The sequence below is a fragment of the Hamadaea sp. NPDC051192 genome, assembly GCF_040682475.1.
Classification (GTDB): Bacteria; Actinomycetota; Actinomycetes; order Mycobacteriales; family Micromonosporaceae; genus Hamadaea; species Hamadaea flava.
This window is the reverse complement of the sequence record NZ_JBFBAZ010000100.1, coordinates 1-14,334: the sequence shown is the minus strand read 5'-3', so window position 1 is coordinate 14,334 and position 14,334 is coordinate 1. Positions and strand designations below refer to the sequence as shown.

13 protein-coding genes are annotated in these 14,334 nt (G+C 69.8%); 10 read left to right on the top strand and 3 right to left on the bottom strand.

Annotation, left to right across the window (positions count from 1 at the left end):
• Positions 1–36: 36 nt before the first annotated feature.
• A complete protein-coding gene (locus tag AB0M47_RS30745) occupies positions 37–561 on the bottom strand; it encodes a toxin-antitoxin system HicB family antitoxin (protein WP_363420210.1) in 525 nt (174 codons plus the stop codon).
• A gap of 100 nt (positions 562–661) precedes the next feature.
• On the opposite strand from AB0M47_RS30745, the gene thyX reads away from it, so the two are divergent.
• The 10 genes from thyX to AB0M47_RS30695 all read left to right on the top strand — a co-directional run bounded on the left by thyX (position 662) and on the right by AB0M47_RS30695 (position 11,898).
• The gene (thyX, locus tag AB0M47_RS30740) at positions 662–1,405 is read left to right on the top strand and encodes an FAD-dependent thymidylate synthase (protein WP_253763653.1); all 744 of its coding nucleotides are present in this window, start codon (positions 662–664) and stop codon (positions 1,403–1,405) included.
• 54 nt (positions 1,406–1,459) lie between these two features.
• The gene (dapA, locus tag AB0M47_RS30735) at positions 1,460–2,356 is read left to right on the top strand and encodes a 4-hydroxy-tetrahydrodipicolinate synthase (RefSeq protein ID WP_363420208.1); all 897 of its coding nucleotides are present in this window, start codon (positions 1,460–1,462) and stop codon (positions 2,354–2,356) included.
• A gap of 56 nt (positions 2,357–2,412) precedes the next feature.
• On the top strand, positions 2,413–4,101 hold the full coding sequence (locus tag AB0M47_RS30730) for a ribonuclease J (RefSeq protein ID WP_363420206.1): 1,689 nt from the start codon (positions 2,413–2,415) through the stop codon (positions 4,099–4,101).
• A 93-nt stretch (positions 4,102–4,194) separates the two neighbouring features.
• Positions 4,195–6,672, top strand: coding sequence for a DNA translocase FtsK 4TM domain-containing protein (locus tag AB0M47_RS30725; RefSeq protein ID WP_363420205.1), 2,478 nt, complete (start codon positions 4,195–4,197; stop codon positions 6,670–6,672).
• Positions 6,673–6,725: 53 nt separating this feature from the next.
• Complete coding sequence (locus AB0M47_RS30720) at positions 6,726–7,838, top strand: low temperature requirement protein A (protein ID WP_363420203.1); 1,113 nt, start codon at positions 6,726–6,728, stop codon at positions 7,836–7,838.
• Positions 7,839–7,952: 114 nt separating this feature from the next.
• Entirely contained in the window at positions 7,953–9,431 is a 1,479-nt protein-coding gene (gene rimO, locus AB0M47_RS30715; RefSeq protein ID WP_363420201.1) for a 30S ribosomal protein S12 methylthiotransferase RimO, read from the top strand.
• A gap of 10 nt (positions 9,432–9,441) precedes the next feature.
• On the top strand, positions 9,442–10,014 hold the full coding sequence (gene pgsA, locus AB0M47_RS30710) for a CDP-diacylglycerol--glycerol-3-phosphate 3-phosphatidyltransferase (protein WP_363420199.1): 573 nt from the start codon (positions 9,442–9,444) through the stop codon (positions 10,012–10,014).
• Between the two features lie 19 nt (positions 10,015–10,033).
• The gene (locus AB0M47_RS30705) at positions 10,034–10,876 is read left to right on the top strand and encodes an arylamine N-acetyltransferase (RefSeq protein ID WP_363420197.1); all 843 of its coding nucleotides are present in this window, start codon (positions 10,034–10,036) and stop codon (positions 10,874–10,876) included.
• A complete protein-coding gene (locus AB0M47_RS30700; protein WP_363420195.1) occupies positions 10,873–11,358 on the top strand; it encodes a CinA family protein in 486 nt (161 codons plus the stop codon). Before AB0M47_RS30705 ends, AB0M47_RS30700 begins: the two co-directional genes overlap by 4 nt.
• Positions 11,359–11,430: 72 nt before the next feature.
• Positions 11,431–11,898 (top strand): helix-turn-helix transcriptional regulator, encoded by a 468-nt coding sequence (locus tag AB0M47_RS30695; RefSeq protein WP_363420193.1) that lies wholly within the window; start codon positions 11,431–11,433, stop codon positions 11,896–11,898.
• A gap of 251 nt (positions 11,899–12,149) precedes the next feature.
• On the opposite strand, the gene AB0M47_RS30690 is transcribed toward AB0M47_RS30695, so the two are convergent.
• Positions 12,150–12,935 (bottom strand): SAM-dependent chlorinase/fluorinase, encoded by a 786-nt coding sequence (locus AB0M47_RS30690; RefSeq protein ID WP_363420191.1) that lies wholly within the window; start codon positions 12,933–12,935, stop codon positions 12,150–12,152.
• A gap of 30 nt (positions 12,936–12,965) precedes the next feature.
• Positions 12,966–14,111, bottom strand: a complete 1,146-nt coding sequence (locus AB0M47_RS30685) for an acyltransferase (protein WP_363420189.1) — start codon at positions 14,109–14,111, stop codon at positions 12,966–12,968.
• Positions 14,112–14,334 lie beyond the last annotated feature (223 nt).

Here is a 14,334-nt window from a genome sequence, read left to right as displayed (position 1 = left end):
CTTCTAGGGTGCAGCGAGGGGTGGCGAGAGCGAAGATCAGGACTGGGCGTAGCCGGTGATGCGGCGTCCGGGCGGGAAGCCGGGGCCCGGGCCGGGCGGGTAGCCGGGGCCGGGGCGGAATCCCGGTCCGGGCGGAGCCGGCTGGGTGGCTCCCCAGAGCGCCCGGACCAGCCAGGCGTTCACCGAGACACCCTCGGCGGCGGCGGCGCGTTCGATCGTCTCCTTGAGCTGCTCGGGCAGCCGGAGCGTGATCCGGGCCTGCTCGCCCTCGGTCGGCGGCGGGGCCGCAGCGGCGGCCGGCTGCGCCTCCGGCTCGGGGAGGGCCTCGGTGACCACCAGGTCGGCGTCGCGTCCGCGCAGGCGTACCTCGACGCTGGCGTTGCTCAGCTTGCTGGTGATCTCGGCCGCGGCGTCGGACAGCGCCTCCATGAGGCAGAGCCGGGCGGACGCTTCCAGGGAACCGGCGAGCAGTCCGGCGGCGCGGGTGATGTCGTCGCCACCGGGCGCGGCGGCGGCGGTCAGATCCCGCTGAAGGTTTTCGAGGTACGGCGACAGCTCCATGACTTCACTATGACATCACCGATGACGTCATGCAAGTGTCTTCGTGATGTCAGAGGAGGCGACCCCCGGGGGTGGGTCTAGAGTGTCAGGTGTGACGGAGATCGTGCAGCCCCAGGTCAAGTTGATCGCATGGACGCAATTCGAGGCCCCGGACGACGTTCCGTGGTCGACCGACGCCGACGGCGGGCAGGCGCTCGCGGAGTTCGCCGGCCGCGCCTGCTACCAATCCTGGAGCAAGCCGAACCCCGCCACCGCCACGAACGAGGGCTACCTCCGCCACATCCTGGAGGTCGGTCACCTCTCGGTGCTCGAGCACGGCACGGTGAGCTTCTACTTCACCGGCGTGTCGCGTTCCTTCACCCATGAGCTGATCCGCCACCGTCATTTCTCGTACTCCCAGCTCTCCCAGCGCTACGTCCCCGAGCGCGAGGCGGCCATGGTGGCCCCGGAGGCCATCGCCTCCGACCCCGAGCTGAACAAGAAGTTCGTCGAGGCGAGCGAGGCTGCCGTCCGGGCGTACAACGAGCTGCTGGAGGGCTTGGAAGCCAAGTTCGCCGACGTCCCGAACGCCACCCTGCGGCGCAAGCAGGCCCGGCAGGCGGCCCGCGCGATCCTGCCGAACGCGACCGAGACCCGCATCGTGGTCACCGGCAACTACCGGGCCTGGCGCCACTTCGTCGCCATGCGGGCCACCGAGCACGCCGACGTCGAGATTCGTGAGCTGGCCGTCGAGTGCCTTCGCCAGCTGCAGCGGGTCGCGCCGAACGTGTTCAACGACTTCAAGATCACGACGCTGAGCGACGGCAGCGAGATCGCCGCGAGCGAGTACCTCTGGCAGGGCTGACCAGCCTGCTCAGCCAGTTCACCCCGAACCGCAGTTGACGATAAGTTGGCAAGTATGACGCGCGACTCACGGCGGCCGTTCGGCCGCCTGCTCACCGCCATGGTGACCCCGTTCCGGGCGGACGGCTCGCTCGACGTGGACGGCGCCGCCCGGCTGGCCGCGTACCTGGTGGACGAGCAGCACAACGACGCGCTCGTGATCAACGGGACCACCGGGGAGAGCCCGACCACCTCCGACGCGGAGAAGGAGACGATCCTGCGCGCCGTCGTCGAGGCGGTCGGCGATCGGGCCCAGGTCGTCGCCGGAGTCGGCACGTTCAGCACCCACCACACCGTCGAGCTGGCCCGGTCCGCCGAGAAGGCGGGCGCGCACGGCCTGCTCGTCGTCACGCCGTACTACAACAAGCCGCCGCAGGCCGGGCTGCTCGCCCATTTCCGCACGGTCGCCGACGCCACCGGGCTGCCGATGATGCTCTACGACATCCCCGGCCGCAGCGGTGTCCCGATCGCGACCGACACGTTCCTGCGACTCGCCGAGCACGACCGGATCGTCGCGGTCAAGGACGCCAAGGGCGACCTGACCGCCAGCTCCTGGGTGCTGCGGGACACCGACCTCGCGTACTACAGCGGCGACGACGCGTTGACGCTGCCGCTGTTGTCGATCGGCGCGACCGGTCTCGTCGGGACGTCCACGCATCTCACCGGGGCGGTGGCGACCCGCCTCATCTCGGCGTACCACGATGGGGACACGGCGGAGGCGGTGCGGCTGCACCGCCAGCTGCTGCCGCTGTTCACCGGGATCTTCCGGACCCAGGGCGCGATCCTCGTCAAGGCCGCGATGAACGCGAAGGGCCTGCCCGCCGGGCCGATGCGCCCGCCGCTGGTCGACGCCACCGAGGCTGAGCTCGCCCAGCTGCGGGCCGACTGCGACGCGGCCGGCCTGCCTCTCTGACTCGCGAAACGCGGCTGCGCAGCACGCGGCCGCCCATGGACCACAGGAGTTGTGAAGTGACCGAAGCGCACGTGGAGTTGCCCGCACCACCACCGCTGCCGGAAGGCGGCCTCCGTGTCATCCCGTTGGGTGGGCTCGGCGCCATCGGGCGCAACATGACCGTCTTCGAGTTCGACGGCAAGCTGCTCGTCGTCGACTGCGGGGTGCTCTTCCCGGACACCGAGCAGCCCGGCGTCGACCTCATCCTGCCCGACTTCGAGCCCATCCTGGACCGGTTGGACGACGTGCAGGCGATCGTCCTCACGCATGGCCACGAGGACCACATCGGAGCGGTGCCCTACCTGTTGGCGCACAAGCCCGACATCCCCCTCGTGGGCTCCCGGTTCACACTGGCCCTGGTCGAGGCGAAGCTCGCCGAGCGCCGGATCACGCCGTACTCGCTCACCGTCGTGGAGGGACAGCGGGAGCAGCTCGGCCCGTTCGAGGCGGAGTTCTTCGCGGTCAACCACTCCATCCCGGACGCCATGGCGGTCGCCATCCGGACGCCGGCCGGCCTCGTGCTGCACACCGGCGACTTCAAGATGGACCAGCTGCCGCTCGACGGCCGGATCACCGACCTGGCCGGGTTCGCCCGGCTCGGCGCGGAGGGCGTCGACCTGCTGCTCTCGGACTCCACCAACGCAGAGATCCCCGGCTTCGTGACCTCGGAGCGGCAGATCGGGCCGGTGATCAGCTCGATCTTCGCCAAGGCCACCGGCCGCATCATCGTGGCGTCGTTCGCCTCCCACGTGCACCGCGTCCAGCAGGTGCTCGACGCCGCCGAGGAGCACGGCCGCAAGGTCGCCTTCATCGGCCGCTCGATGGTCCGCAACATGGGCATCGCCCGCGATCTGGGCCTGCTGCACCTCTCGCCGGGCCTGATGATCGGCATCGACGAGGCGACCACGCTGCCGCCCGAGCAGATCGTGCTCATGTCGACCGGTTCCCAGGGCGAGCCGATGAGCGCGCTGGGCCGCATGGCCACCGGCGACCACCGGCACATCACCATCGCCTCGGGCGACACGGTCGTGCTCGCCAGCTCGCTGGTGCCGGGCAACGAGACCAGCGTCTACCGGGTGATCAACCAGCTCGCCCGGCAGGGCGCCACCGTCGTCCACAAGGACGTCGCCAAGGTGCACGTCTCCGGCCACTCGCCGGCCGGCGAGCTGCTCTACCTGCTGAACGTGGTCAAGCCCAGCAACCTCATGCCCGTCCACGGCGAGTGGCGTCACCTGCGCGCCCACGCCCGGCTGGGCGTCGAGAGCGGCGTCGCGCCCGACCGCATCGTCCTCTGCGAGGACGGCGACGTCGTGGACCTGGTCGACGGCCGGGCCGAGCTGGTCGGCCACGTCAAGAGCCGCTACGTCTACGTGGACGGTCTGGCCATCGGCGACGTCGGCGAGAGCCTGCTCACCGAGCGCCGCATCCTGGGCGACGGCGGATTCATCGCGGTCACCGTGGTGGTCGACTCGGTCACCGGCAAGGTGGTCGGCGGCCCGACGATCTCGCAGAAGGGCTTCTCCGAAGACCCCACTGCGTTCGACCCGGTCCTGCCGGTCATCACGCAGGCGCTCGACCGGGCCGCCGCCGACAACATCACCGACCCCCACCAGCTCCAGCAGCTCGTACGCCGAGTGGTGGGCAAGTGGGTGAACGAGGCGTACCGGCGGCGGCCGATGATCGTGCCGTCCGTGTTGGAGGTCTAGCGCCGCCAGGCGTAGTGCCACAACGAGACCTGCGGCGTGACACGCTTTCGCGAATGCCGTACCTCGTTGATGATCTCCTCTACGCTGTCAAGCATGGCGCGCCGTACCACCCCGACTCCGAGCCGCCGCGTGAACCCGCCGAAGGCGTCCACTGCGGTGGCACGTACCCCCGCGTCCCGCACCTCTCGGCGTACCCCTGCTAGAACGACCGCACGCCGGCGGAACCGGAGTTTCCCGGGGCCGCTGGATGTGCTGGGCAAGGTGTCCGGCGGGCTGTTCTTCGGCCTGGCCGGCGCCACCGGCTGGGCCGCGCGGGCGGTGGGGCGGCAGGCGGCGACGGCGCGTGAGCTGGAGACGGAGCATCGGCGCGACGGCCTGGGCCTGCTCGGTCTGGTGACCGCGCTGCTGCTCGTGGTGGCGCTGTGGTTCGACGCGGGCGGGCCCGTCGGCGCGTGGATCGCGGACAAGGTGCGGTTCTTCTTCGGTTCCGTCGCCAATGGACTGCCGTTGCTGCTGGGCTTCACCTCGATCCGGATGATGCGGCACGCGTCGGAGGAGGATCGGCAGGGCAGCGGGCTCGTGGGCTGGGGCAGCCTGCTGCTGGCGCTGACCGGCCTGTTCGACATCAGCCAGTCGCCGGCCGACCAGATCGGGCGAGACTCCGCCGGCGGCATCATCGGCGCGGTCACCGGCGGCCTGCTCCGGGACGCGGTCAGCGGCTGGGTCGCGGTGCCCGGACTGCTGGTGCTCCTGGTCTTCGGCCTCCTGGTGGTCACCGCGACGCCGCTCAACAAGGTGCCGGAACGACTCGCCGCGCTGAGCGACCGGCTGTTCGGCGGCCGGGGATCCACCGAGGACGAGGACGAGTTCGGGCCCGACCTCGACGAGCGCCCGACGCTGCCGTCGCGCCGCCGCAAGCCGCTGCCGGACCCGTTCGGGCCGGGCGACATCGACGGCGAGGTCATCGAGGACCTGCAGGAGACCATCGTCCTTCCGCGTACGCGGAAGAAGGAGCGCAAGCAGCTGGAGCCCCCGGCGCACACCGCGCCGCCGCCGAAGGCGGTCAAGCTGGAGCAGCTCGCGATGCCCGGACTGGGCGGCGACTACGTGCTGCCGCCGATGACCTTGCTGGGCCACGGAGCCGCACCGCGCGCCCGGTCGAAGGCCAACGACGACGTCATCGAGGCCCTGCGGCACGTCTTCGAGCAGTTCGACGTGGACGCCGCGGTCACCGGATTCAACCGGGGTCCGACGGTCACCCGCTACGAGGTCGAACTCGGCCGGGGGGTCAAGGTCGAACGGGTCACCCAGCTGTCCCGCAACATCGCGTACGCCGTCAAGTCGCAGGACGTGCGGATCATCAGCCCGATCCCGGGCAAGAGCGCCATCGGCATCGAGGTCCCCAACAGCGACCGGGAGGACGTGGCACTCGGCGACGTGCTGCGGTCCCGGGTCGCCGAGCAGGAGACCCACCCGATGGTCGTCGGCCTCGGCAAGGACATCGAAGGCGGCTACGTCGTGGCCAACCTGGCCAAGATGCCGCACATCCTCATCGCGGGCGCGACCGGCGCCGGCAAGTCCAGCTGCCTCAACTCGTTGCTGGTCTCGATCCTCGCCCGGTCCACTCCGGACCAGGTGCGGCTGCTGCTGGTCGACCCGAAGCGGGTGGAGCTGACGGCGTACGAGGGGATTCCGCACCTCGTGACGCCGATCGTGACCAACCCGAAGAAGGCCGCCGACGCCCTCGACTGGGTCGTCCGCGAGATGGACATGCGCTACGACGACCTCGCCGCGGCCGGCGTACGCCACATCGACGAGTACAACCGCAAGGTGCGGGCCGGCCAGGTCAAGCCGCCGCCGGGGTCGGAACGGGTCATCGAGCCCTACCCGTACCTGCTGGTGATCGTGGACGAGCTGGCCGACCTGATGATGGTGGCCCCGCGCGACGTCGAAGACTCCGTCGTACGCATCACGCAGCTGGCCCGCGCGGCCGGCATCCACCTGGTGCTGGCGACCCAGCGCCCGAGCGTCGACGTGGTCACCGGCCTGATCAAGGCCAACGTCCCGTCCCGGCTCGCCTTCGCCACCAGCTCGCTCGCCGACTCCCGGGTCATCCTGGACCAGCCCGGCGCGGAGAAGCTGATCGGCCGGGGCGACGGGCTCTTCCTGCCGATGGGCGCCTCGAAGCCGATCCGGATCCAGGGCGCGTGGGTCGACGAGAAGGAGATCGTCGAGGTCGTCGAGTTCTGCAAGCGGCAGCGTGAACCGCAGTTCCGCTCGGACGTCACCACGCCGCCGCCGGTCGACAACAAGAAGAAGGCGGAGGAGGAGATCGGCGAAGACCTGCAGCTGCTGTTGCAGGCGATCGAACTGGTCGTCGCCTCCCAGCTCGGCTCGACCAGCATGCTCCAGCGCAAACTGCGCGTCGGATTCGCCAAGGCCGGCCGGCTGATGGACCTCATGGAGACCCGCGGCATCGTCGGGCCGTCCGAGGGCTCCAAGGCGCGCGAGGTGCTCATCAAGCCCGACGAACTTCCCGAGGTCCTGGAGTCCCTCGGCGCCGACGCCTAGGTGGCGGCGCAAACCTGATCGCTCCCGTGTCACCGACCGGTTACCGTGACGCCGTGACAGCACCTGAGGTACCGGCCGGCCGTGAATCGGTCGTCCGCGTCTCCACCCTGGAACTCTTCTTCGACCTCGTCTTCGTCTTCACCATCACCCAGCTCACCGCTGTGCTGGCACACGATCTCACCGTCGGCACCACCCTCCAGGTGCTCCTGCTGCTGTTGATCATTTGGTGGATGTACGACGGGTTCGCCTGGATGACGAACACCGCTGCCCCCACCGACCCGGTACGCCGGGCGCTCCTCCTGCTCGGGATGGCGGGTTTCCTGCTGATCGCGCTGGCGCTGCCGGACGCGTTCGGCGCGGCCGGCTGGGCGTTCGGCGTGGGTTACTTCCTCGTCAACGCGATCCACAGCGGACTACTGCTGCGAGTCGCCCCGGCGGCGATGCGCCTGCTCGCCCCGCTGAACCTGGTCAGCGCCTCGCTCGTGCTGGTGGGCGGATTCGTGCCCGACCCGTGGCGGGCCGTGCTCTGGATCGCGGCCGCGCTGGTGATGACCGTCTCTCCGTACCTGCATCCGCTGACGGAGTGGAACATCAGTTCGGCGCATTTCGTCGAGCGGCACGGGCTCATCGTGATCATCGCGCTGGGCGAGTCGATCGTCGCCATCGGCGTCGGCGCGAGCGGCCTGGAGCTGACGCCGACCCTGATCTTCGTCGCGTTCCTCGGACTGGTGCTGTCGTTCCTGCTGTGGTGGGTCTACTTCGGCGGGGACGACTCCGCGGCGGAGGAGGCGCTGGACCGTACGCCGGTCGCCCAGCGCGGCCGGGCCGCGCTGCACGCCTTCGGCTGGGCGCACGTGCCGCTGCTGCTGGGCGTCATCGGGCTGGCCGCCGGGGTGAAGAAGGCGATCGGGCACGCCACCGACCACATCTCGGTGGCGCAGGCGCTCGTGTTGAGCGGGGGCGTGGCCGTCTTCCTGCTGGGTGACGCCCTGTTCCGGCGCATCCTGCGGATCGGTACGCCCTGGTTCCGGTTCTTCGCCGGACTCGGCGCGCTCCTGACCGTGCCGCTGGGGCTGTGGCTGAACGCCGTCGCCCAGCTGGCCGCGCTCGTCGTGGTGGTCGCGGCGCTGCTCCTGGCGGAGCGACGGGCCGCCCAGTCCCGATAGCCGGCAGATCACGGTTACGCATGCCAACGTGCCCAAGATCGCCTGCGTAACCGTGATCTGCAACTATGCGGACACGAGAACGGGTGTGTCGCAGGTCCCCGGTAGTCTTGTCGGGTGCCGCCTTCCACCACTTCCCAGCCCCGTGTGGCCCTGCTCACGTTGGGCTGCGCCCGTAACGAGGTCGACTCCGAGGAGCTCGCCGCCCGGCTGGCCGGCGACGGCTGGCAGGTGACGACCGACGGTGAGGGCGCCGACGTGGTGCTCGTCAACACCTGCGGCTTCGTGGAGAAGGCCAAGCGGGACTCGATCGACACCCTGATGGCCGCCGCGCAGACCGGGGCCAAGGTCGTCGCGGCCGGCTGCATGGCCGAGCGCTACGGCAAGGAGTTGGCCGAGATCCTGCCCGAGGCCGACGCCGTGCTCGGCTTCGACGACTACCCGAGCATCGCCGCCGTCCTGGACAAGGTCCGGCACGGCGAGCAACTGACCGCGCATACCCCGCGCGACCGGCGCGAGCTGCTGCCGGTGACGCCGGTGAAGCGTCGGTCGGCCGACGTGATCATCCCCGGCCACGCGGCGACCACCGTCGACGCGGCGACTCCGGCCCACCTGCGGCCGGTGTTGCGTCACCGGCTCGACAGCGCGCCGGTCGCCTCCCTCAAACTCGCCAGCGGCTGCGACCGCCGGTGCTCCTTCTGCGCCATCCCGGCCTTCCGCGGCGCGTTCGTCTCGCGTACGCCGGACGAGCTGCTCGCCGAGGCGGAATGGCTGGCCGGGACGGGCGTCCGCGAACTGGTTCTGGTCAGCGAGAACTCGACGTCCTACGGCAAGGATCTCGGCGATCCCCGGGCGCTGGAGAAGCTGCTGCCGCAGCTGGCCGCGATCGACGGGATCGTCCGCGTCCGGGCCAGCTACCTGCAACCCGCCGAGACTCGGCCGGGCCTGGTGGAGACGATCGCGACGACGCCGGGCGTGGCGGCGTACTTCGATCTGTCGTTCCAGCACTCCTCGGAGCCGGTGCTGCGGCGGATGCGCCGGTTCGGCTCGACCGACCGGTTCCTGGAGCTGCTCGCGTCGGCTCGCGCACTGGCCCCGCACGCGGGCGCCCGCTCCAACTTCATCGTGGGCTTCCCGGGGGAGACCCCGGCTGACGTGCGCGAACTGGAGCGCTTCCTGACCGAGGCGCGGCTGGACGCGATCGGCGTCTTCGACTACTCCGACGAGGACGGCACCGAGGCGGCCGGATTCGACCGCAAGGTCACGCCGCGGACCGTCCAGCGGCGTTACGACAAGATCCTCTCGCTGGCCGAGGAACTGTGCGCCCAGCGGGCCGAGGAGCGCGTCGGCACCCTCGTCGAGGTCCTGATCGACTCGATCGACGACGACGAGATCGAGGGCCGCGCCGAGCATCAGGCGCCCGAGGTCGACGGTTCGACCACTCTGGTCAGCGGCGACGACGGCGTCGACCTGGCCGCGCTTCAGCCCGGCGACCTGGTCCAGGCCCGCGTGGTCTCCGCTGACGGCGTCGACCTGGTCGCCACGCCGGTGGCGATGATCGACGCGCGCCGGACGCCGAGCTCTCGGGGCCACTAACGTGTCGGCTGTGCAGGAGCGAGTGCGGAAGGTTCCGGTCCTCAACGCGGCCAACGTGCTGACCGCGCTGCGCATCGTGCTGGTCCCGGTCTTCGTCGCCCTGACGATCGTGTCGGAGATGACCGACTCCAGCTGGCGGATCGCGGCGGCGCTCACCTTCGGCGTCGCGTCGCTCACCGACTTCGTCGACGGCTGGATCGCCCGCCGGTTCGGCCTGATCACCTCGTTCGGCAAGGTCGCCGATCCGATCGCGGACAAGGCCCTGACCGGATCCGCGCTGGTCCTGCTCTCGGCCTACGGCGTGCTCCCGTGGTGGGTCACGTTGCTCATCCTGGTACGCGAATGGGGCGTGACCGCGCTCCGGTTCTGGGTCATCCGCTACGGCGTCATCGCCGCAAGCCGGGGCGGCAAGCTGAAGACGGTTCTGCAGATCGCCGCGATCACCTGGTACCTGTGGCCGTTCGCCTCCCCGTTGAGCGCGGTGGGACCGTGGTTGATGGCAGCGGCCTTGATCGTTACCGTCGTCACGGGGGTCGATTACGCCGTGACCGCGTTGCGGATGCGGGCGGCGAAACGGGTCTGACCCCGTGAGGGGAGATCCGATGATCGAGGCCTATCTGGACCGGCTGGGCGTACGCCCGACCGAGCCGAGCGTCGCCGACCTGTTCGCCCTACATCGCGCCCATGTGGAGCGGGTTCCGTACGAGAACATCGAGATCTATCGTGGGCGGCCGCCGGGGATCGATCCGGCCGAGTCGCTCGGCTGGATCACCCGTGGCCGGGGCGGCTACTGCTACCAGCTCAACGGCGCCTTCGCGACGCTGCTCACCCAGCTCGGGTACGCCGTGACCTGGCATGTCGGCGGAGTGCACACCGCCTCCGAGCCGGTCGGGGCGACGGGCAACCATCTGGCGCTGACGGTGTCCGGGCTCCCCTCGCCGGAGTGCCCTGACGGCGTGTGGTTCGTCGACGCCGGGCTCGGCGACGCCCTCTACGAACCGTTGCCGGTGCGTCCCGGGATCTACCGCCAGGGCCCGTTCGAGTACGCCCTGGAACCGTCGAAGGTCGTCGAAGACGGCTGGCACTTCGCCCATGCCGCGGACGCTTCGTTCACCGGGATGGACTTCGGCCCCGTCGCCGACGGCGTGCAGACGTTCGCCGCCAATCACGCGTACCTGTCGACGTCGCCGGAATCGGGCTTCACCCGGGTCCTGACGATCCAGCGACGTGACGCGGACGGGGCGGACATTCTGCGGGGGTGTCAGGTGATCCGGCACGCGGCCGGGGGCAAGACCGTACGCGAGGTGTCCGGGCAGGCCGAGTGGCTCGCGGAAGTTGCCCGGTTTGGCCTTCGTTTGGACGGAATCAACCCGAATACGCTGTGGGCGAAAGTTCTCGCTGATCACGAGGCCTGGTTGGCGAGTCAGAAGTCGGAGGTTCCATGAGTGCCCAACCGGGGAATGTGCGCGACGTGGTCGACGTTTTGATCAAGCGTGGCCAGACGATCGCGGTGGCCGAGTCGCTGACAGGCGGCCTGCTCGCCGCGACCCTGGTCGAGGTTCCTGGAGTCTCTCGCACGTTCCGTGGCGGTCTGGTCGTGTATGCGACGGACCTCAAGGCCAAGCTGGCCGGCGTCGACGCCGACCTGCTGGCCGCGAACGGGCCGGTGGACCCCGAGGTGGCCGCCCAACTTGCCCACGGAGCCGCCGCGACCTGCGGCGCTGACTGGGGAGTGGGCACCACAGGGGTGGCCGGTCCCGATCCGCAGGACGGTGTGAGCGTCGGAACAGTCTTCGTCGGCGTGGCCGGCCCGCAGGGCTACCGCGAGGTTCGAGGACTGCGGTTCGACGGCGATCGTGCCACGATCCGGGCACAGGCTGTCTCAGCGGCGCTCGCGCTGCTGGCTGAGGGTCTCGACAAGGGGTAGGGTCGTTATCAGCCGTCGGTGACAACCGGCGGCAAGCACTATCTGCCGGATAGATCCGCTAGGGGGTGTGTCATGGTGCTGTTGCGACGCGTCATCGGCGATGCACTGCGCGGGCGCCGCCAGCGCCAGCACAGGACCCTACGAGAGGTCTCCACCGCCGCCAACGTCAGCCTCGGCTATCTCTCGGAGATCGAGCGGGGCCAGAAGGAAGCGTCGTCGGAGTTGCTCTCGTCGATCTGCGATGCCCTGGGCGCACAGCTGTCCGAGGTACTTCGCGAGGTGAGCGACACGCTCGCCCTCGCCGAACAGCTCGAAGGCCTGGAGAGCGGCCGTGCTGTCGAGACCCCGGTGGCTGCGGCCGCCGCGGCGGGCTCGGCTCGCAAGGTCATTCCGGGTACGCGCAAGGTCACGACGCCGGATACCAAGATCACGGACGGCCAGGTTTCGGTGACCGTACGCCACGATTCGCCGCTGCGGACGACCCTTATGGCGACCCGCAACCGGCGCCCCGGGCGTACGCTCGAGCGCACCGCCAGCTGATCCCGTTTTCGCACGCCGAACGGCGCGCCCGCCCCCGTGGCCGGCGCGCCGTTCCGCTACCCGCCTCCTCCCCCCGGCTCGCCCCCGTGCTGACCGCGCGCCCGCCCCGCCCCGCCCCGCCGTTCCTTAGCCCCGTTGATCATGGAGTTAACTGCGGTCTCGTCGGTGTGTCGAGGGTGCAAACTCCATGATCAACGGGGCTAGCCGAAGGGGGAGCGTCAGTGGGGGAGCGCCAGTGGGGGAGCGGGGGGTCAGTCGGTCGTGATGCGGAGGACGTCGCCGGCCGTGACTCCTAGGACCACTGCCGCCCGGCCGCCGTTGACCGCGACCGCGAGTCGTTCGGCGGAGTCGGGGAACACGACCATCCCGCCTTGGGGCGCGTCGGCGAAGGTCGCGCCGTTGATCGCCCGGCAGCCGCCGACCACGATCTGGCCGGGTAGTCCGGCCAGCAGCGACCCGTCGGCGGCGAGCTGTACGTTGCCGAATCGGTCGATCGTGAGTACTTCGGATTCCAGCCAGCCGTCGCCGATCGCGACCACCGGGTCGGGGAGGACGGTGAGGCTCGCCGGGTCGATTTCGGGTCCGGCGTCCATCAGGGAGGCGCCGGCGGCGATCCGCCCGGCGACCGGGGAGAAGACGTCTCGGCCGTGGAACGTACGCGAGACTCGTCCGGCGAACCACTTCTCGTTCGTCAGGTGTACGCCGCCGACGATCCCGCCGAGTTCGCGCGCGGCCCAGATCAGCAGTCCGTTGTCCGGTCCGACGAGGATCCCGCCAGGCGTGATGAGGGCGACCGGCCGGCGTTCGGTGCCGACGCCGGGATCGACGACGGCGACGTGGACGGCGCGGGGCAGGTGCGTGACCGTCTGGGCGAGGACGGCGGCGCCCCGGGCCACGTCACCCGGCGGTACGAGGTGGGAGATGTCGATGACGCGGGCGGCCGGGGAGGTCCGGGCAAGGACACCGTGGCAGGCGGCGACGAAACCGTCGGAAAGGCCGTAGTCGGTCGTCAGCGAGATCCAGTCATAACCGGGCATGTCTCGAAGTTACCGTGCGACCGCGTTCCGTCACTCGCCCTGCTCTCGGCGTACCCCTATCCTGCTGAAGAGGACGATCACCGGAAGCGTGCAGATCAGCGGGCCCACGACGGCGAGTGGCCTGGTCAGCCACCATTGGAGATCGATGGTGAGGTCGTCGGTCCGGTCCGTGAACTCGTAACCGAACAGCAACCAAGCGAGGAAAAGGAATATCGCGAGCCCGGTGGTGTGGACCAGATAGAGCGGCAGTGAGAAGCGGTTGATGAGGTCGTTCGCCTTGCCCCATCGTGGCCGGAGCAGCACGCGCTGCATGGTGGGCCGGAGCAGCTCCACCACGCCGATCTGGAACAGCAGCAGGGCGACGATGACGAAGGTCGGCGGGGCCATGTTGGAGAAGCGTTCGCCCGGCACGCCGACCATCGAGCCCGGATAGAGGCCGGAGCCGACGAGCCCGACCAGCCCGAACAGGCCGGCCCAGAGCAGCGTCCAGTCGGCGCGCCGCGGCGCGTCGACCACCTTCTGGTAGAAGAATCCCGCCTGATGGGCGAGGCCCCAGACGAGCACCATGTTGGCCCAGCCCGCCGCCTCGATGTGATAGTTGAATCGGACGACGTCGATCATCATCGCCGCGCCGCCCAGCCAGACCAGCACCAGGCTCCCGTAGCGCCGGTGCAGCCAGAGCGACACCGGCAGCAACACGATCAGCATCAGGTAGATCGCGAGAAACCACAGTGGACTGATGATGAGCCGGACCGCGCGGCCGATCCCCTCCAGCTTGAAATACCCGCCGATGGCCGAGCCCACCGCGATCCAGGCCAGCATCACCACCACGGCCGGCACGGCCAGCTTGCGGATGCGCCGGACAACGAAAGCTCCAATTTGTACGCCATTGAGCCGAGCCCGTTCCCAGGAACGGAGATGGACGTACCCGCCGACGTAGAAGAACAACGGCATGACCTGGAACAGCCAGGTGGCCAGCCAGAAACCGTGGGTGAACCCGAGCGGGCTGGTCGCGTGCGGGCCCGCCTGAGGACCGTTCGACTCCCAGGTCAGGATGGTGAAGGCCCAATGCCACAGCACCACGACGATCAGGCTGGCCGCCCGCAGGAAGTCCACGTAGTTGTCGCGCGGCCCGGCCTTCGGGGTCGTCTCGGTGACTGCCGCGGGGGCGCTCATGCCCGAGGACTATGCCAGAGGAGGCGGCCTCGCACGGTCAGCTGCCTGACGGTCCGGCTGCTCGCCCGTCCGGGTCGCGGGGTTCGGCTCCCGTCGGCGGAGGAGAAGTTGATCTAGGCGAGAAAATGGGCTCTCCACCGACATGTGTGGGTAGCTGATGTGTCGTAACGCAGCGCACGCCGTTGCTGCTCCTACGTTCTGAGGTGTCTAGATCTCGAGCGGA